Origin of the sequence: uncultured Granulicatella sp., from assembly GCF_963545075.1 — a bacterium.
Classification (GTDB): domain Bacteria; phylum Bacillota; class Bacilli; order Lactobacillales; family Aerococcaceae; genus Granulicatella.
The window spans coordinates 43,189-61,346 of the sequence record NZ_CAUUHX010000001.1; the positions used below are offsets into that span (position 1 = coordinate 43,189).

The 18,158-nt window shown below is 33.2% G+C and carries 19 protein-coding genes; 16 read left to right on the plus strand and 3 right to left on the minus strand.

All coding sequences use genetic code 11. The features are described 5' to 3' along the window. Nucleotides 1-77 precede the first annotated feature (77 nt). From xerC to codY, 4 genes are read left to right on the plus strand one after another with little or no spacing between them, the layout of a single operon-like run. Nucleotides 78-1,019 (plus strand): tyrosine recombinase XerC, encoded by a 942-nt coding sequence (xerC, locus tag RWZ86_RS00220; protein ID WP_314678995.1) that lies wholly within the window; start codon nucleotides 78-80, stop codon nucleotides 1,017-1,019. A gap of 11 nt (nucleotides 1,020-1,030) precedes the next feature. Beyond that, nucleotides 1,031-1,558 (plus strand): HslVU peptidase proteolytic subunit, encoded by a 528-nt coding sequence (gene hslV, locus RWZ86_RS00225; protein WP_006702671.1) that lies wholly within the window; start codon nucleotides 1,031-1,033, stop codon nucleotides 1,556-1,558. A gap of 11 nt (nucleotides 1,559-1,569) precedes the next feature. After that, nucleotides 1,570-2,976 carry an ATP-dependent protease ATPase subunit HslU gene (hslU, locus tag RWZ86_RS00230; protein ID WP_314678998.1) on the plus strand — a complete coding sequence of 469 codons (1,407 nt, stop codon included), beginning with the start codon at nucleotides 1,570-1,572 and terminating at the stop codon, nucleotides 2,974-2,976. Nucleotides 2,977-2,991: 15 nt separating this feature from the next. Then, nucleotides 2,992-3,795, plus strand: coding sequence for a GTP-sensing pleiotropic transcriptional regulator CodY (gene codY, locus RWZ86_RS00235; RefSeq protein WP_314679000.1), 804 nt, complete (start codon nucleotides 2,992-2,994; stop codon nucleotides 3,793-3,795). Nucleotides 3,796-4,040: 245 nt separating this feature from the next. Here codY and plsY read toward each other — a convergent pair whose 3' ends face one another. After that, nucleotides 4,041-4,643 carry a glycerol-3-phosphate 1-O-acyltransferase PlsY gene (gene plsY, locus RWZ86_RS00240; RefSeq protein WP_314679002.1) on the minus strand — a complete coding sequence of 201 codons (603 nt, stop codon included), beginning with the start codon at nucleotides 4,641-4,643 and terminating at the stop codon, nucleotides 4,041-4,043. Between the two features lie 173 nt (nucleotides 4,644-4,816). Between plsY and parE the strand changes: the two genes are divergently transcribed. Together parE and parC are read left to right on the plus strand one after the other, a co-directional pair. Then, entirely contained in the window at nucleotides 4,817-6,865 is a 2,049-nt protein-coding gene (gene parE / locus RWZ86_RS00245) for a DNA topoisomerase IV subunit B (protein WP_314679004.1), read from the plus strand. Nucleotide 6,866: 1 nt separating this feature from the next. Continuing rightward, nucleotides 6,867-9,341, plus strand: a complete 2,475-nt coding sequence (gene parC / locus RWZ86_RS00250) for a DNA topoisomerase IV subunit A (RefSeq protein ID WP_314679006.1) — start codon at nucleotides 6,867-6,869, stop codon at nucleotides 9,339-9,341. An 87-nt stretch (nucleotides 9,342-9,428) separates the two neighbouring features. Here parC and RWZ86_RS00255 read toward each other — a convergent pair whose 3' ends face one another. Next, nucleotides 9,429-10,622 carry a putative glycoside hydrolase gene (locus RWZ86_RS00255; RefSeq protein WP_314679008.1) on the minus strand — a complete coding sequence of 398 codons (1,194 nt, stop codon included), beginning with the start codon at nucleotides 10,620-10,622 and terminating at the stop codon, nucleotides 9,429-9,431. Between the two features lie 7 nt (nucleotides 10,623-10,629). Beyond that, the gene (locus RWZ86_RS00260) at nucleotides 10,630-11,262 is read right to left on the minus strand and encodes a YkyA family protein (protein WP_314679010.1); all 633 of its coding nucleotides are present in this window, start codon (nucleotides 11,260-11,262) and stop codon (nucleotides 10,630-10,632) included. A 283-nt stretch (nucleotides 11,263-11,545) separates the two neighbouring features. Here RWZ86_RS00260 and lspA point away from each other — a divergent pair, with 283 nt between their 5' ends. From lspA to nrdH, 10 genes are all read left to right on the plus strand, one after another. Further along, nucleotides 11,546-12,010 carry a signal peptidase II gene (lspA, locus tag RWZ86_RS00265; RefSeq protein WP_314679012.1) on the plus strand — a complete coding sequence of 155 codons (465 nt, stop codon included), beginning with the start codon at nucleotides 11,546-11,548 and terminating at the stop codon, nucleotides 12,008-12,010. Then, nucleotides 12,000-12,896 (plus strand): RluA family pseudouridine synthase, encoded by an 897-nt coding sequence (locus RWZ86_RS00270; RefSeq protein ID WP_399544591.1) that lies wholly within the window; start codon nucleotides 12,000-12,002, stop codon nucleotides 12,894-12,896. Before lspA ends, RWZ86_RS00270 begins: the two co-directional genes overlap by 11 nt. 12 nt (nucleotides 12,897-12,908) lie before the next feature. Then, nucleotides 12,909-13,448, plus strand: coding sequence for a bifunctional pyr operon transcriptional regulator/uracil phosphoribosyltransferase PyrR (gene pyrR / locus RWZ86_RS00275; RefSeq protein WP_314679014.1), 540 nt, complete (start codon nucleotides 12,909-12,911; stop codon nucleotides 13,446-13,448). Nucleotides 13,449-13,618: 170 nt separating this feature from the next. Continuing rightward, nucleotides 13,619-14,389, plus strand: a complete 771-nt coding sequence (gene rpsB / locus RWZ86_RS00280) for a 30S ribosomal protein S2 (RefSeq protein WP_006702658.1) — start codon at nucleotides 13,619-13,621, stop codon at nucleotides 14,387-14,389. A gap of 106 nt (nucleotides 14,390-14,495) precedes the next feature. Then, nucleotides 14,496-15,377, plus strand: coding sequence for a translation elongation factor Ts (gene tsf / locus RWZ86_RS00285; protein ID WP_314450493.1), 882 nt, complete (start codon nucleotides 14,496-14,498; stop codon nucleotides 15,375-15,377). A gap of 99 nt (nucleotides 15,378-15,476) precedes the next feature. Then, on the plus strand, nucleotides 15,477-16,199 hold the full coding sequence (pyrH, locus tag RWZ86_RS00290) for a UMP kinase (RefSeq protein WP_314679015.1): 723 nt from the start codon (nucleotides 15,477-15,479) through the stop codon (nucleotides 16,197-16,199). A 1-nt stretch (nucleotide 16,200) separates the two neighbouring features. After that, nucleotides 16,201-16,761, plus strand: coding sequence for a ribosome recycling factor (frr, locus tag RWZ86_RS00295; RefSeq protein ID WP_006702655.1), 561 nt, complete (start codon nucleotides 16,201-16,203; stop codon nucleotides 16,759-16,761). A 79-nt stretch (nucleotides 16,762-16,840) separates the two neighbouring features. After that, nucleotides 16,841-17,467 (plus strand): thermonuclease family protein, encoded by a 627-nt coding sequence (locus RWZ86_RS00300; protein WP_314679017.1) that lies wholly within the window; start codon nucleotides 16,841-16,843, stop codon nucleotides 17,465-17,467. Between the two features lie 58 nt (nucleotides 17,468-17,525). Then, nucleotides 17,526-17,690: a hypothetical protein gene (locus RWZ86_RS00305; RefSeq protein ID WP_314679019.1), complete on the plus strand. Its 165-nt coding sequence runs from the start codon at nucleotides 17,526-17,528 to the stop codon at nucleotides 17,688-17,690. Nucleotides 17,691-17,915: 225 nt separating this feature from the next. Then, nucleotides 17,916-18,152 (plus strand): glutaredoxin-like protein NrdH, encoded by a 237-nt coding sequence (gene nrdH, locus RWZ86_RS00310; protein ID WP_314679021.1) that lies wholly within the window; start codon nucleotides 17,916-17,918, stop codon nucleotides 18,150-18,152. Nucleotides 18,153-18,158: the final 6 nt, after the last annotated feature.

The window sequence follows — 18,158 nt, forward strand, 5'->3', positions numbered from 1 at the left end:
TTGGAAAATTTTGACAATTTAGTTGTCAGTTGTCAGAAACTGTGCTACAGTCTTAAGTGAAGAAAGGATGTTTTTAAATGGAAGAACAATTTCATGCATTTATTCAATATTTAACAGTCGAAAGAAGATATTCTTTGAAAACAGTCGAAGCCTATCAACGAGATATTGAACAATTTTTGATCTTTTTAAGAGAAATTCCATTAACACAATTATCAGAAGTTACAGCAGTGGATGTACGAATTTATCTTGGAAAATTACATCAACAACAATATAACCGTTCGAGTATATCACGTTTCTTATCAAGTCTTCGTTCGTTCTATCAATACTTATTAGAACATGATCTTGTTGAAGAAAATCCATTTGCGAGTATTTCGTATAAAAAAGGACAAAAACGACTTCCTGAATTTTTTTATGAAGATGAGATGGAAAAATTTATTGCTTCCATTGATGGAAATCAGCCTTTAGACCAACGTAATCGTGCGTTAATTGAAGTATTATATGCTACAGGGATGCGAGTGAGTGAATTAACCGAATTAACTTTACAGCAATTAGATTTAAAAAATGGCGTTATTTTGGTCATTGGGAAAGGTTCAAAAGAAAGATATGTTCCAATCGGTGATTTTGCTACAGAAGCTTTACAGCTTTATTTAGAAGAAAGTCGAACTTCTTTAATGAGCCAATATAAAAAAGAACATGCTTCTGTATTCGTCAATCATTTAGGAGATCCGATTACAACAACAGGCGTTCGCTATATTTTAAATCAATTATTACAAGAAAGTGGATTACAATTAAAAATTCATCCGCATATGTTGCGACATACTTTTGCGACTCATTTATTAAATAATGGAGCAGATATGAAAACTGTTCAAGAATTATTAGGACACGTTAGTTTAAGTTCTACTCAAATTTATACACATGTCACAAAAGATGCTTTGCAACAAAATTATCAATTATATTTTCCAAGGGCAAAACAAGAGGAAGATACTTTTGATGCATCCAAATTTAACCATAAACCATAGGAGGTTTTAAAATGACAACAATATGTGCCGTTAAAAAAGGAAATCAATCTGCTATTGCAGGTGACGGTCAAATTACCATGGGTGAAAGAATTATTATGAAAGGTAGCGCTAGAAAAATTAGACGTATTTTCGGTGGTGAAGTCGTTGTTGGTTTTGCTGGTGGAGTTGCAGATGCAATTACTTTAGAAGAAATGTTTGAAGACCAATTAAAGCAATTTAAAGGGAATTTACAAAGAGCAGCTATTGAACTAGCAAAACAATGGAGAACTGACCGTACCTTACAAAAATTAGAAGCGATGCTGATTGTAATGAATAAAGATCAATTATTACTAGTTTCAGGTACTGGTGAAGTAATTGAGCCAGATGATGGGATTTTAACAATTGGTTCAGGTGGGAACTTTGCATTATCAGCTGCTAGAGCTTTATTACGTTTTGGGGATGAAAATTTAAGCGCAGAAGATATTGCAAGAGAAAGTTTAAAAGTTGCTTCAGAAATTGATGTGTATACAAATGATGCAATTATTACAGAAGTAGTATAGGAGACGGGGAAATGAATTCAAAAATTAGTAAGACACCTAGAGAGGTCGTACAAGAATTAGATCAATTTATTGTAGGGCAAGCTAGTGCTAAACGTGCTTTAGCAGTTGCTCTACGTAATCGTTATCGTCGATTATTATTAGATGAAGAAATGCAAAAAGAAGTGACGCCTAAAAACTTATTAATGATTGGACCAACCGGTGTAGGGAAAACAGAATTAGCGAGACGTTTAGCTAAATTAGTCGATGCTCCATTTGTTAAAGTAGAAGCTACTAAATTTACTGAAGTGGGTTATGTCGGTCGTGATGTAGAATCAATGGTTCGTGATTTAGTAGAAAATGCGATTACTATCGTTCATAAACAAAAGCAAGAAGAGGTACGTCCTCAAGCTTATGATAAGGCTATTCGTAAATTAGCGAAAATTTTAAAACCTGGCATCATGAAAAAAGTGGCGAATCCACAACAAGATTCATTAATGGGATTATTCCAATCAATGGGCTTACCGAAACCAGAGCTACAACAAGAGGAAAAAGAAGAAGTAACAGACGAAATTGCTGCATCAAGACGTGAAATTGAACAACAATTGAGAAATGGTTTATTAAAAAATCAAGAAGTTACGATTGAAGTAGAAGAAAAGCCATTACGTATGGCAGGAAACAATAATGGAATGGAGCAAATGATGCAAATCCAATCCATGTTAGACCAAATGACACCTAAAAAACGTTCAAAACGTACCGTTAGTGTAGAAGAAGCTTTAGACATTTTAACGGAACAAGAAGCAGACCAATTAGTGAATAAAGATGATGTACATGCAGAAGCGTTAAAATTAGCAGAAACATCTGGAATTATCTTTATTGACGAGATTGATAAAATTGCTGCAAAAGGACATCATGGTGGGGAAGTTTCTAGAGAAGGTGTTCAAAGAGACATTTTACCTATCGTAGAAGGAAGCCAAGTTCAAACAAAATATGGTGCCATTCAAACTGATCATATTTTATTTATTGCTTCAGGAGCTTTCCATGTTGCTAAACCAAGTGATTTAATGCCTGAATTACAAGGTCGTTTCCCAATTCGTGTGGAATTACAAGATTTATCAAAAGAAGATTTTGAACGTATTTTAACAGAACCGAAGAATGCCTTATTAAAACAATATAAAGCATTATTGGCTACTGAAAATGTTGAAGTTATCTTTACAAAAGAAGCTGTCTCTGCTCTTGCTAGAACAGCATTTGAAGTGAATAGTAATATGGAAAATATTGGTGCAAGAAGATTGCATACTATTTTAGAAACATTATTAGAAGAATTATTATTCGAAGCTCCTCAAATGCAAATGGGAAGTATTCAAATTACTGAGCAATATGTGGAATCAAAATTAAATACGATTACAGCTGATCGTGATTTAAGTCGTTATATTTTATAGGAAGGAGAGAGAACATTGCAACAAGTACTTAAAGATTTAAGAAAAATCAATTCGGTTTTACAATATGATAATTTATGGACATTAGATGAAAAAGCTGATTTACCATTTAATACTTTAAGTGGTGTATTAGGGACTCTATTGAAAGTGGATTTATTTATTGCTTCACCAGAAGGTAGGATACTAGGATTTCATGATCAATTCCAGTTAAATAATGCTCGGATGCATGAATATGTTTCAACAAGACAATTTCCTGATTTTTATATGAATGCTTTGAATTCTATTGAAACAAATTTAGAAAATATTTCAGTAGATGCTGAATTAACGATTTTTCCTGTGGAATTAAAACAGGAATATCTGGAAGCAAAAACAACGATTATTCCGATTTATGCTTCTGGGAACCGTTTAGGATTTGTTGTAATGGGAAAAGCTAAAGAGTCATTTTCTGCGGGCGATTTGATTTTAGCAGAACATGCTGCAACTGTAATTGGAACAGAATTATTGCACTGGCAAACAAAACGAATTGAACAAGAAAACCGAGAAAAACAAAATGTCCATTTAGCGTTAAAATCTCTTTCTTATAGCGAAATTGAAGCCATTAAAATTATTTTATCGTTATTTGATGGTATTGAATTACGATTCACTGCATTGAAAATTGCTAAAGAATTTGATATTACACGTACGGTAATTGTAAATGCGATTCGTAAATTAGAATCTGCAGGTGTACTTGAAAGTAGAAGTTTAGGAACAAAAGGAACCTTCTTACGAATCAAGAACCAACACATCCACCAAGCGTTGAATGATGAACTAAGAAATTTATAGAAAAAAGGAATAACTTACTCCAAAGAGTAGGTTATTCCTTTTTGTTAATTTTTTTAGAACCTATAATGTGAAAACGCCATTAATATATAAAAGATAGGAAGAAAAATCGTTTTGTAGTGAAAGTAATGAAAGCTAGGCCCTAGCTTTCATTACAGGTAAAATTCGAGACCAAGGCTCGAATTTTAGCCATGAGACTCGCAGAGCGAGGCTGCTGGCGACCTCACAAACAAATAAGATTTTTCTTCCTATCTTTTGTTACGTTTAAAAATATCAACTTTCGGTTCTGTGCCATTCAAAATTCTTTGAATATTCGTACGGTGACGATAAATAATAAAAATATCAACTACAAGAGCAATCGTTGTTAAAACCATATCTTGGAAATACAGAGATGCTAGTACACCGATAGAAATAGTAACCATACTAGAAAAACTTACCATTTTAGAAATTCCTAAAATAATGACAAACAATAATAAACATGGAATGAGCAATTCTGGTTTATACGCCAAAATAATTCCAGCAAAAGTAGCAACAGCTTTTCCACCTTTAAAGTTTGCAAATAATGGATACGTATGACCAATCACAGCAAATAACGCAATAATGAGTGGGGAAATCCCCTGTAAATCCATTTGCTTTAACAAAAGAACACTAATCGAACCTTTTAAAAGATCCATTAACAATACAATAGTTCCTGCTTTTTTTCCAAGAATTCTAAAGGAATTAGTAGCTCCTAAATTTCCACTTCCGTGTTGTCTAATATCAATTTGAAAAAACTTACGTCCAATCCATAATCCAGAAGGAATGGATCCTAATAAGTATGCCATCGTAGCACCTAAAACAATGGATAGCATAGATATGTATTTCTCCTTTATCTGTTAAATTTAAATTATACTCAATGATTATAGCATATTTTTAAAAAATTAGTACGATTTTAAAGAGTTATAGGAAGAATTCTTGCAATATTTGAAAAATTAAGTATGATAGAGTAGATATGTTTTATGAATAGGAAGAAGGAGAGTCGTGAATGAGTAAAGTCACTAACCAATATAATGATGATTCAATTCAAGTATTAGAAGGCTTAGAAGCCGTTCGAAAACGTCCAGGGATGTATATCGGTTCAACCGACCATCGTGGATTGCATCATCTTGCCTATGAAATTGTAGATAATGCAGTCGATGAAGCCTTATCTGGATATGCAAGTAAGATTGATGTCACAATTCATAAAGATGGCTCACTATCTGTTAGAGATAATGGACGTGGTATGCCAACAGGAAAACATGCTTCTGGAATTCCAACGATTCAAGTCATTTTTACCGTTTTACATGCTGGTGGTAAATTTGGCCAAGGTGGATATAAAACTTCTGGAGGACTTCATGGGGTAGGTGCTAGTGTTGTAAATGCCTTATCTGATTGGTTAGAAGTTGAAGTATTACGTGATGGCGTATTATATACTCAAACCTTTAAAACAGGTGGGGAAAAAGTTAGTTCCATAAAAAAAGAAAAAACAAATCGTAAAGGTTCTGGGACAACGGTTCGTTTCTTACCAAGCAAACATATTTTTTCAACGATTGTTTGGTCTTATGAAACTTTAGCGGAACGTTTACGTGAATCTGCCTTTTTATTAAAAGGATTAACGATTACATTAACAGATGAAAGAAACGATACAAGAGATGAGTTTTGTTATGAAGAAGGAATCCGCAATTTTATTCAATATTTAAATGAAGAAAAGGATACTTTATCTCCAATTGTAGATTTCAATAGTACGATTGATGGAGTAGAAACAGAATTTGCCTTCCAATATAATGATGGCTATTCTGAAACGATTTTATCATTTGTTAATAATGTCCGTACCAAAGATGGTGGAACTCACGAAGTAGGTATGAAAACTGCCTTAACAAAAGCTTTTAATGAATATGCTCGTAAAGTGGGGCTATTAAAAGAAAAAGATAAAAATCTAGAAGGTAGTGACGTTCGTGAAGGATTAACAGCGATTGTTTCGTTACGTGTCCCAGAAGAGATTTTACAATTTGAAGGACAAACAAAGGATAAATTAGGAACTCCTGCTGCAAGAAGTATTGTTGATAATACTATTTTTGAACAATTAGGAATCTTTTTAACAGAAAATGGGGAAATTGCTCAAGAATTAATCCGTAAAGCTCTAAAAGCAAGAGAAGCACGTGAAGCAAGTCGTAAAGCAAGAGAAGAGAGCCGTAATGGTAAAAAAGGGAAGAAAAAAGAAACACTTCTATCTGGGAAATTAACACCTGCTCAAGGAAAAAATCCTAAAAAGAATGAACTTTACTTAGTAGAGGGAGATTCTGCGGGTGGTTCTGCTAAACAAGGGCGTGACCGTAAATTCCAAGCTATCTTACCATTACGAGGAAAAGTTATTAATACGGAGAAAGCTTCTTTATCTGATATTTTAAAAAATGAAGAAATTAATACCATTATTTATACAATCGGTGCAGGAGTTGGAACAGACTTTAATATTGAAGATTGTAATTACGATAAAATTGTCATTATGACCGATGCGGATACCGATGGAGCTCATATTCAAGTATTGCTATTAACATTCTTCTACCGTTATATGAAACCATTAATTGAAGCAGGAAAAGTCTATTTGGCTTTACCACCATTGTTCAAGATTTCAAAAGGAACTGGAAAAAAACAAGTTGTAGAATATGCTTGGACTGAAAAAGAATTAGAAGAAAAAATTAAAAAAGTTGGTAAAGGTTATTTATTACAACGCTACAAAGGTCTTGGTGAAATGAATGCAGACCAATTATGGGAAACAACGATGAATCCTGAAACAAGAACATTAATTCGTGTTGTGATTGATGATAAAGCTCAAGCTGAACGTCGTGTAAGTACATTAATGGGAAATAAAGTTGAACCACGTAGAAAATGGATTGAAAGTCATGTGGAATTTAGCTTAGAAGATGGAAAAAGTATTTTAGAAACAGAAGGACATTTAACAGTAAATGAACAACCAAAAGGTTCTAAAGCAAAAAAAGAAGAAATACATTCTCCATCATCTGTTGAACAATTATCACTATTAATGGAGGAGGAATAATATGAGCATGCAGCAAGATATCCAAGAGTTAAATCTTGAAGATGTAATGGGCGATCGCTTTGGACGTTATTCCAAATATATTATTCAAGATCGTGCCTTACCTGATATTCGTGATGGATTAAAACCTGTACAAAGACGTATTTTATATGCGATGTTTGTAGAAGGAAATACGAGCGAAAAACAATTTAGAAAATCTGCTAAAACTGTCGGTAATGTAATTGGTAATTATCACCCTCATGGCGACTCTTCGGTTTATGAAGCGATGGTTCGTCTAAGCCAAGATTGGAAATTAAGAGATGTTCTAGTAGAAATGCATGGGAATAACGGTAGTATGGATGGAGACCCAGCTGCTGCCATGCGTTATACGGAAGCTCGTTTATCAAAAATTTCTGAAGAATTATTACGTGATTTAGACAAGAAAACTGTTGATTTTGTATTAAACTTTGATGATACAGAAGAAGAACCAACAGTTTTACCAGCTCGCTTCCCAAATTTATTAGTCAATGGAGCTACAGGGATTTCTGCTGGTTATGCAACAGAAATTCCAACGCATAATTTAGGAGAAGTTATTGATGCAACGATTCATACGATTGATCACCCTGAAGCAACGGTTAAGGAATTAATGCAATTTGTAAAAGGACCAGATTTTCCAACCGGAGCCATTATTCAAGGGATTGATGAATTAGAACAAGCGTATGAAACAGGTAAAGGGAAAGTAGTTGTTCGTTCTAAAACATCCATTGAAGCCATTAAAGGTGGAAAGAGTCAAATCGTTGTTACAGAAATTCCTTACGAAGTAAACAAAGCTTTATTAGTGAAGAAAATCGATGAAATTCGTTTAAATAAAAAAATCGAAGGTATTGCTGAAGTAAGGGATGAATCAGACCGTACTGGATTACAAATTGTCATCGAGTTGAAAAAAGAAGCAAATGCAGAAGGAATTTTAAATTATTTACTTAAAAATACCGAGCTTCAAATTAATTATAATTTCAATATGGTTGCGATTGATGCTAGACGTCCAATGCAAGTTGGATTGAAGAAAATAATCGATTCTTATATTACCCATCAAAAAGAAGTCATTACAAAACGAACTCAGTTTGACTTAAATAAGGCGCAAGATCGTCTGCATATTGTAGATGGGTTAATGAAAGCTTTATCGATTTTAGACGAAGTAATTGCATTAATTCGTAATAGTAATGATAAAAAAGATGCGAAAGAAAAATTAGTTGAAACATACGATTTTACAATGACGCAAGCAGAAGCAATTGTCAGCTTGCAATTATATCGTTTAACCAATACTGATATTACAATTTTACAAGAAGAGAAATTAGACTTAAATGAACGTGTTGCGACTCTAACAAGTATTTTAAAATCAGAAAAAACATTATTACAAGTAATGAAGCAAGAATTACGAGAATTAAAGAAAAAATATGCGACACCTCGTTTAACTGAAATTCAAGCTGAAATTAAAGAAATCAAGATTGAAACAGAGATTTTAATTCCTGAAGAAGAAGTGTATGTAGTTGCTACAAAACAAGGCTATTACAAACGAGTTAGTCCACGTTCCTTTGCTTCAAGTGCTCCTGAAGAGAATGGCTTGCGTGAAGGGGACGAAGTGTTATTAGTTCAAAAAGTATCAACTTTAGATCATTTAATTTTATTTACGTCTAAAGGGAATTATTTACATTTACCAATTCACGAAATTCCTGAAGCAAAATGGAAAGATGTAGGTCATCATTTAAGTCAATCCATTTCTCTAGCTACAAATGAAATTATTTTAGCTGGTATGGTGAAGGAAAAAGATAGTACGGAAGTTTATCAAGATTGGACAGTTGTATTCTTTACAAAAGAAGGACTTGTAAAACAAACTGCGTTAAATGAATTTAATACGTATCGAGGATATAAAACTCGTACAAGTAATGCTATTAAATTAAAAACAGCAACGGATGAAGTGGTTGCTATTGAACTAGTTCCAAATCAAGAGCAAGAGATCTTTATTGTGACTCATTGTGGGTTTGGTTTGCGTTATGAATTAAGTGAAGTGCCAATTGTTGGTACTGTTGCTAGTGGAGTTAAGGCAATTAATTTAAGAAAAGATGATTTTGTTGCTGGAGCAATGGTTTATAGTCCAGAAAATAAAGTTGTCTCAGCCTTTTTAGTGACTCAACGTGGAGCGGTGAAACGTTTCAATGTTTTAGAGGTTTCAATGCTGACAAGAGCTAAGAGAGGATTAATGGTTTTAAGAGAATTGAAGAGTAATCCTCATCGTGTGGTTTATTTAGATGGTTCTATTACTTCTAAACAAGAATATATTGTTGTTTCGACAAACGGAGAAATGAAAGAGATTCGTCCAATGGACTTAAGTTTAGTCGATCGTACAAGTAATGGTTCAGCTTTAATCAATGATGCTGATGGAGTAACGAAGAATGTTTTGAAGAAGTTTGTTTATAGTTTCCAAAAGACTTTCTTAGTATAGAAAGTCTTTTGGAAATAAACATAGTTCAAATTATTTCATATTTAAAAAACGACAGAACCTTTAATGATTCTGTCGTTTTTCTTTGTCTTAGAAATCAATTTCTGTTGAATATTGACTGGCTGCATTCCATAGTAAGTATTCTTTAATTCCAGCTTCTTTTAAAGCTTTAATTTCTTGACTAATGACATCAGCTGTATACAATTGGAAGTTTCCTTCTCCTAAATAATCAGCAGTAAAAGCTTGTATCCAAGGTCTTGAAGTAGGAGATGGATTTAATTCTTTTACATAGCCATTTTCAATTTTCATATATTGAGTCACAATATCATATGGTTGCTTATCTGGATCTTTTACACCAAAAGCTCCATTTACCCAGTGACTTGGGAAAATCATTGGAGAAATAACATCTACATGATCTGCAATATTCGTGAATTTTTGTCCAATACCACCAATTTTAGAAGCAGTAATCGCGTGCGCTAAAATATCAGCCGAAAGGTGAACCCCATACGGTTTTAATTTTTCACGAACAAATGAGACGAAATCAGTAACTGCAGCGATACGTGCTTCATCCATATCTGTATAATCACTATAATCACCTAAATCGTAATCTAAGTATTTTTCCACTAATTCAAATCCAAGAGGGAAACGTACATAGTCTAATTGAATATCTTTAAATCCAGCTTTAGCAGCACCTACTGCAATTTCAGCAATGTATTCCCAATTTTCTTTTAAGAAAGGATTTAGGAAAGATTCACCTTCGTCATTTTCCCAAACAGTTCCCGCTAGAGTACGGAAGGTTAAATCTGGATTTTGATAAGGAACTAAGTGGTCCCCAAAACTTACGATTCGAGCAATTGGATAAATTTGATGTTTTTCCAAAGTTTTCAGTAATTGTTTTGTGTCTGTAATTTCATTAACAGTATTGTTTTGGATTGTTTGATTATTAGTTTCTAATGGCATAGTTATTTTACCATAACCATCTCGGACATCCACGACAACAGCATTAATGTCTGTTTTGTCTACGTAACGAACTATTTTATCTAGTTCTTCACCTTTTGCTCTAAAAGCTTGTACATAAATCCCTTTTACACCTTCTTTAGGGTATGGAATATTAATGCCAGAATCATAACTACTAGTTGTAGGGAAGTTTACTGGAACTCTTAATAAGCTAGAGGTTCTTAATGTTAATTTTTGTGTTACTTCTTCTTCAGCACGAACAGATTGGAAGAGTAGAACAACTATTCCTAGAAGAAGAACACGCATGATTCTTACGAATGTTTTCATCAGAATCTTACTCCTTTCTAGCATTCAAACGAGCTTTTAAAATACGGATTGGTTTATCAATTGCTGAAAGAGGGTCATTAATTTCTTCTAAAATCTTTTGACGTTCCAACGCCGCTTCGTTTAATTCTTTAATTTTATCTTTCAAATCATCTTTAGATAATTTATTTCCAGATATTTCAACAAAGAATTTTTGCTCATTATTCAATTGTTCTTCAGATTTTTTAATATAATCTGTTATACTGTCGACAATTTTTTGCAAGTTTGAACTTACAATTTTGATTTCAACACTTGGCAAGTCCTTGTCTTGTAAATTACTAAGGTGAGACGCATCATCACGAATCACTTTTAATGTTTTAGTAATTTGTTTTTGAATATCTCTTCTTTGTTGTAGATTATCAAAAACTTTACCTTTTTTCTTAGCGTAATTTGCTAGAGTCGAATCATCAGCGATGTCATCTTCCCAATCATTTTGCAAATTTGCTTCAAAAGTTTGGATGTTGTTTAAATGATCAACAACCACAGGTAAGGTATCTTGTACTTCTTGAACAGTTTTTTCAGCACTCTTCTTTGTATTAGAGCAGGCTGCAAATACTAGCAAACTTGCACTAATCAAGAATACCTTCGTTGCAATTTTTTTCATAACGCACTCCTTACTTTGAGGCTGCATTCTTATAGAATGCGCGCATCTTAATTTATAGACACACAAATTACTTTGTCATTATACAGTTTTTTTGTGAAATATACAAATTATTAACCGATTTGATAGGTTTTTCATGTGAAAATAGGGCAAAAATAACTAAAAATTAGTAAAAAATGAAAGATTTTAAGCAAATCATGAAAGTTTTAATGGTTTTGTTCTCTTGTTTGACGAAGAATAATAGAATAGGTACAATAGAGCTATCGAGAGTAGAAAGAGGTATTTTATGATTATTTATTTAGTTTTAAGTTTATTATTAATTGCTGCAGATCAAGTGATGAAAATGTGGATTGTTTCTAATTTTTCTTTGCAAACAGGCCAAGAATTATTACCTGGAATTGTAAAACTGTTTTATATTCGTAATACAGGAGCAGCATGGGGGATTTTAGCAGGACAACAATTTGTATTTTATATTATTACTGCTTTTGGAGTTTCTGCTATTTTATACTTGATGTTTCAAGAAAAAGGTAAATCAAAATTTGCATTAACAACGTATAGTTTGCTATTAGCTGGAGCATTAGGAAATTTTATTGATCGTGTTCGTTTAGGATATGTGGTTGATATGTTTCAACTTGAATTTATCGATTTCCCAATTTTTAATATTGCAGATATTTGTTTAACAGTTGGGGTAGCGGCATTATTCTTATATATTTTAATTGTCGAAAGAAAGAAGGAAAAAAGTGGAAAATAAGATTATTGAATTAACACTATCATTAGAAAAAAGCGAAAGACTCGATAAAATTTTAACAAAAGAATTATCTCATACGCGTTCAGTCATTCAACAATGGTTAAAATCAGGATTTGTATCTGTAAATGGTGAAGTTGTCAAAGCTAACTATAAAGCAAAAGATGGAGAGCATATTATGATTCAAATTGAAGAAGAGGAAGAATTAACGGTTCTTGCAGAAAATATTCCATTAGAAATTGTTTATGAAGATGAACATTTATTAGTCATTAATAAACCTAGTGGAATGGTTGTACACCCTTCAAAAGGACATTCAACAGGAACTTTAGTGAATGCTTTATTGTACCATGTGGATCAATTATCCAAGGGTTCTGAAACATATCGTCCGGGAATTGTGCACCGAATTGACAAAGACACATCTGGATTATTAGTAGTAGCAAAAACGCCACAAGCTCATGTTGGCTTATCGAATCAATTAATGGATCATTCAATGACTCGTAGTTATGTTGCAATTGTAGAAGGAAGTTTTGAACATATTACAGGTACAGTGGATGCACCATTAGCTAGAGATCCACATAATCGTCTAAAACGTTGCGTTCAAAAAGAAGCGATTACTCATTTTACAGTCATTCAAGCTTTAAAAGACACAAGTGTTTTACGACTAAATCTAGAAACAGGAAGAACGCATCAAATTCGTGCACATATGGAATTTATTCATCATCCGATTTTAAATGATCCAATGTATCATCCAAATGGAAAAAATGCGACAGAATTCGGTCAATATTTACATGCAGAGACTTTAGGATTTGTACATCCAATTATACAAGAAAAACTATATTTTGAAAGTCCATTACCAAAAGAATTTGAAGAAAAAATTCAAGAATTACAGTAGAGGAGTATGGATATGTCTGAAGTATTCTTATTAGATGAAGCAACCATTAATCGCTCAATGACGAGAATTTCTTATGAGATTATTGAACAATACAAGTCAGTTGACGATTTAGTACTTGTTGGAATTAAGACTAGAGGCGTTCATATTGCTAAACGTCTTCAAAAGAAAATCGAATCTATTGAAAATCAACCAGTTTTACTAGGGGAAATTGATATTACTTTATATAGAGATGATCGTCATGAACCAGATCCAACAGTTGATCCTATTATTAATGGTACGAACATTCCTTTTTCATTAAATGGAAAAAATGTTGTATTAGTAGATGATGTCATTTTCACAGGACGAACAGTGCGTTCTGCATTAAATGCTTTAATGGAATACGGTAGACCAAAAACGATTAGTTTAGCAATTTTAATTGATCGTGGTCATCGTGAATTACCTATTCGTCCGGATTATGTTGGGAAAAATATTCCAACTTCTAAAAAAGAAGAAATTTTAGTGAAATTATATGAAGTCGACGATGAAGAATGTGTTACTTTAAAAAAAGTATAAGGAATGTATCAAAATAGTTGCATTCTAATTCATATTAGTGTAATATAACTAACGGTATAAAAACCAAATTTCACACCTAATTGGATGATAAGGGTGGTGCTTAGGAATAAGTACCCTTGTCGATGAAAATTGGGGAGGAAAAATAAAACCAAAATTGGAGGAAAACAAAAATGGCAGTTATTTCAATGAAACAATTGTTAGAAGCTGGTGTACATTTCGGTCACCAAACACGTCGCTGGAACCCTAAGATGAAGAGATACATCTTCACAGAAAGAAATGGTATCTATATCATCGACTTACAAAAAACCGTTAAATTAGTGGACGACGCATACAACTACATGCGTGAAGTTGCTCAAGACGGAGGTATTGCTTTATTCGTAGGTACTAAAAAACAAGCACAAGATGCTGTTAAAGATGAAGCAATCCGTACTGGTCAATACTATGTTAACCATCGTTGGTTAGGTGGTATGTTGACTAACTGGGATACAATCCAAACACGTATCAACCGCTTGAAAAAAATTAAAGAAATGCAAGAAGACGGTACATTCGATGTATTACCTAAAAAAGAAGTTGGCGTTCTATTAAAAGAATTAGACAAACTTGAAAAATACTTAGGTGGTATTAAAGATATGCCACGCATTCCTGATGTAATGTTTATCGTTGACCCTCGTAAAGAACGCATTGCAGTTCAAGAAGCTCACAAATTAAACATTCCAATCGTTGCTATGGTTGACACAAACTGTGACCCTGATGAAATCGATGTTGTTATTCCATCAAATGACGATGCAATCCGTGCGGTTAAATTAATCGTAGCTAAAATGGCTGATGCATTCGTTGAAGGTAACCAAGGTGAAGACGTAGCAGTTGACGAAGAAGACTTAGACAAAGATACTTCATTAGAAGATATTGAAAAATTAGTTGAAGGCGACAACGCTGAATAATCACTAACCAGTAGGCTGTTTGGAATCGGAAAAGAAATCTTTCATCCAAACAGCTTTTTTTAAAAAATAATATTTGTAAATTTATAACATTTAGGAGGAAATTGAAATGGCACAAATTTCAGCACAATTAGTAAAACAACTACGTGACATGACTGGCGTAGGGATGATGGATGCTAAGAAAGCATTAGTTCAAACTGAAGGAGATATCGATGCAGCTGTTGACTATTTACGTGAAAATGGTTTAGCAAAAGCAGCTAAAAAAGCTGACCGTATCGCTGCAGAAGGTATTACAAACGTATTAGTAGATGGAAACGTTGCAGTTGTATTAGAAGTAAATGCTGAAACAGACTTCGTTGCTAAAAACGACAAATTCCAAGCATTAGTAGCTAAATTATCAGAAGTAATTTTAGCTAACAAACCAGCTAACTTAGAAGCTGCTTTAGAAATCGTTACTCCAGAAGGTAAAGTTTCTGACGTAATTGCTGAAGCAACTACAGTTATCGGAGAAAAAATTTCATTACGTCGTTTTGAAATCGTTGAAAAATCTGATGCAGATGCATTCGGTGCATACTTACACATGGGCGGACGTATCGGTGTGTTAACTGTATTAGAAGGTTCTTCAGATGCAGATGCTGCTAAAGACATTGCTATGCACGTTGCAGCAATCAATCCTAAATATGTTGACCGTTCAGAAGTTTCTGCTGATGAATTAGAACATGAGAAAAAAGTTCTTACAGAACAAGCATTAAACGAAGGTAAACCAGCTAATATCGTTGAAAAAATGATTGCTGGACGTTTAAACAAATTCTTAGCTGAAATCAGCTTGAACGACCAACCATTCGTTAAAGATCCAGATACAACAGTTTCTAAATATGCTGCTTCTAAAGGTGGTAAAGTTAAATTATTCCACCGTTATGAAGTTGGTGAAGGTTTAGAAAAACGTGTTGACAACTTCGTTGAAGAAGTAATGGGACAAGTTAAAAAATAATTGATTTCAATTAGTGGGGAATAAGGTAGGAAGCTGCCCTCTATTCCCCTTTTTTTTAGACTTAATTCACTAAGAATCTATATAAGAGGAGTCCTTACAATGGTTGAACCAAAATATAAACGTGTTGTATTAAAATTAAGTGGAGAAGCATTAGCAGGCCAAACAGGTTTTGGTATTAATCCTCCAACTATTAAAGAAATTGTTAAAGAAATCAAAGAAGTTCATGATTTAGGCGTTCAAATTGCAATCGTTGTTGGTGGCGGAAATATTTGGCGTGGAGTAACAGGAGAAGAAGTTGGCATGGAACGTGCACAAGCAGACTATATGGGAATGCTTGCTACAGTTATGAATGCCTTAGCACTCCAAGATGCATTAGAAAACATTGGAGTTCCTACTCGTGTTCAAACTTCTATTGAAATGCGTCAAATTGCTGAACCTTATATTCGTCGTAAAGCAATTCGAAACTTAGAAAAAGAACGTGTCGTTATTTTTGCAGGTGGTACAGGAAATCCATACTTCTCAACAGATACTGCTGCTGCATTACGTGCTGCTGAAATTGAAGCAGATGCTATTTTAATGGCAAAAAATAATGTAGATGGCGTTTATAGTGCGGATCCTCGTATCGATACAAATGCAATTAAATTTAATGAATTAACACATTTAGATGTGATTCAAAAAGGACTAAAAGTAATGGATACAACAGCAAGTTCATTATCGATGGATAATGATATTCCATTAGTTGTCTTCAATTTAAATGAAACAGGAAATATTCGTCGAGTTGTTCTTGGTGAAAATATCGGTACAACTGTAAGGGGGAAATAATATGACAGCAACTGAAATTATTGCAAATGCTAAAGAACGTATGAAAAAAACTGAAGATGCCTTACAACGTGAATTAGGCGGAATTCGTGCTGGTCGTGCGAATGCCAGTCTTTTAGATCGCCTGCAAGTTGAGTATTATGGAGTTCCAACTCCAGTTAATCAATTAGCTTCTGTAACGGTTCCTGAAGCTCGTATGCTTTTAATTACACCTTATGACAAATCAAGCTTACAAGATATTGAACGTGCAATTTTAATGTCAGATATTGGGATTACTCCAACAAATGATGGTAGTGTTGTTCGTTTAGTCATTCCACAATTAACAGAAGAACGTCGTAAAGAATTAGCAAAACAAGTAGGGAAAGAAGCTGAAGGCGCAAAAGTAAGTGTTCGTAACATTCGTCGTGATGCTATTGAGCATTTAAAGAAAGCTGAAAAAAATAAAGAAATCACTGAAGATGATTTACGTGGATATGAAAAAGATATTCAAAAATTAACTGATGACAGTGTTAAAAACATTGATCATTTAGCACAAGTAAAAGAAAAAGAATTATTAGAAGTATAATTCATCAAGTGACAACAGATCTTAGTAATCTTAATAGATTTGTTGTCACTTATTTTTTGAATCGTTGAAAGGAGATTTTATGAAATTAACGAAAAAACAACAATTTCTATTGGTTAAGTTAGCGATATTAGCTATTATTCTAATAATTTCTGGACTTGGTTTATTCTCGAAGAATCAGAAGAAAACTTCTAATAAATCGAATAGTAACCAAACACAAGTAGAAAGTAGTGTAGATTTTTCTGGATATGACAAATCAAAACTGTATACTCTTCAAGTTGGAAAAGTAGCCGATGGAGATACATTCCATGTTAAATTAGATGGAAAAGACTTTAAAATTCGTTTATTATTGATTGATACACCTGAGACCGCTAAAGAAGGAAAAGCTGCTCAACCATTTGCAGATCAAGCAAAACAAAAAACAGAAGAACTGTTAAAGAAAGCTAAAAAAGTAGAAGGTAAGTTTGACGTCGGTGATTATACAGATAAATATGGACGTGCTTTAATGTACGTTTACTTAGATGGAAAATTATTACAACAAACTTTAGTAGAAGAAAGTTTAGCAAGAGTAGGGTATGCTCACCCACCGAATACAACGCTATTAAAAGATTTACAAAAAGTAGAAGAACAAACGAAGAAGAAAAAGAAAAATATTTGGGAAAAAGATGGCTACGTAACAAACCGTGGATTTGACCCAAGCGTTTACTAATCCGTCTCAGTTATGATATAATTTTGCCAAGATTACATATTGATTAGGTGGCAGGGTTATGAAAAAAAGAAGTGTTATCGTAACAATTTTATTTTTGATATATTTAGTAGTTGTCTTTACTGTTTTTTTCAATGATAAAAAGATGATAGCAGTATTTTCATCTATTGGAGCAGCACTTTATGCTGCAAATATTAAAAGATTGAAAGATTCTGAAAACGAATAACTATGTAAAAGCTAAGTACAAAATATAGTGCTTAGCTTTTTTTGTTGGTCTGTACCAAATCTGTTTTTGCCTTATTATCAGGGTTAGAGGCGTTATACTATAACAGTTCTATCCCAATATATTGTGTTTGTAAAAATAAAACAAAAAATTTAAGCACAATATATTGTATTTCATTCTAATATGAGGTATGATACTACCTGTATGAAACAAAAGGGAGAGATGTTTATGTCAAATCGTCAAATTACACTATATTCAAAACCAAATTGTATGCAATGTAACTTTACTAAACAATTTTTCGAGGATAATCAAGTACCATTTGTGATTAAAGATGTGTTTGAATCAGAGGAAGCTTTAGAAGAAGTGAAAGCTTTAGGATTCCAATCATTACCAGTTGTAGTTGCAGATGGAATTGAACCTTTCTTCGGTTTCCGTCCAGATATCTTAGAACAACTAGTTGGGTAAATTTTA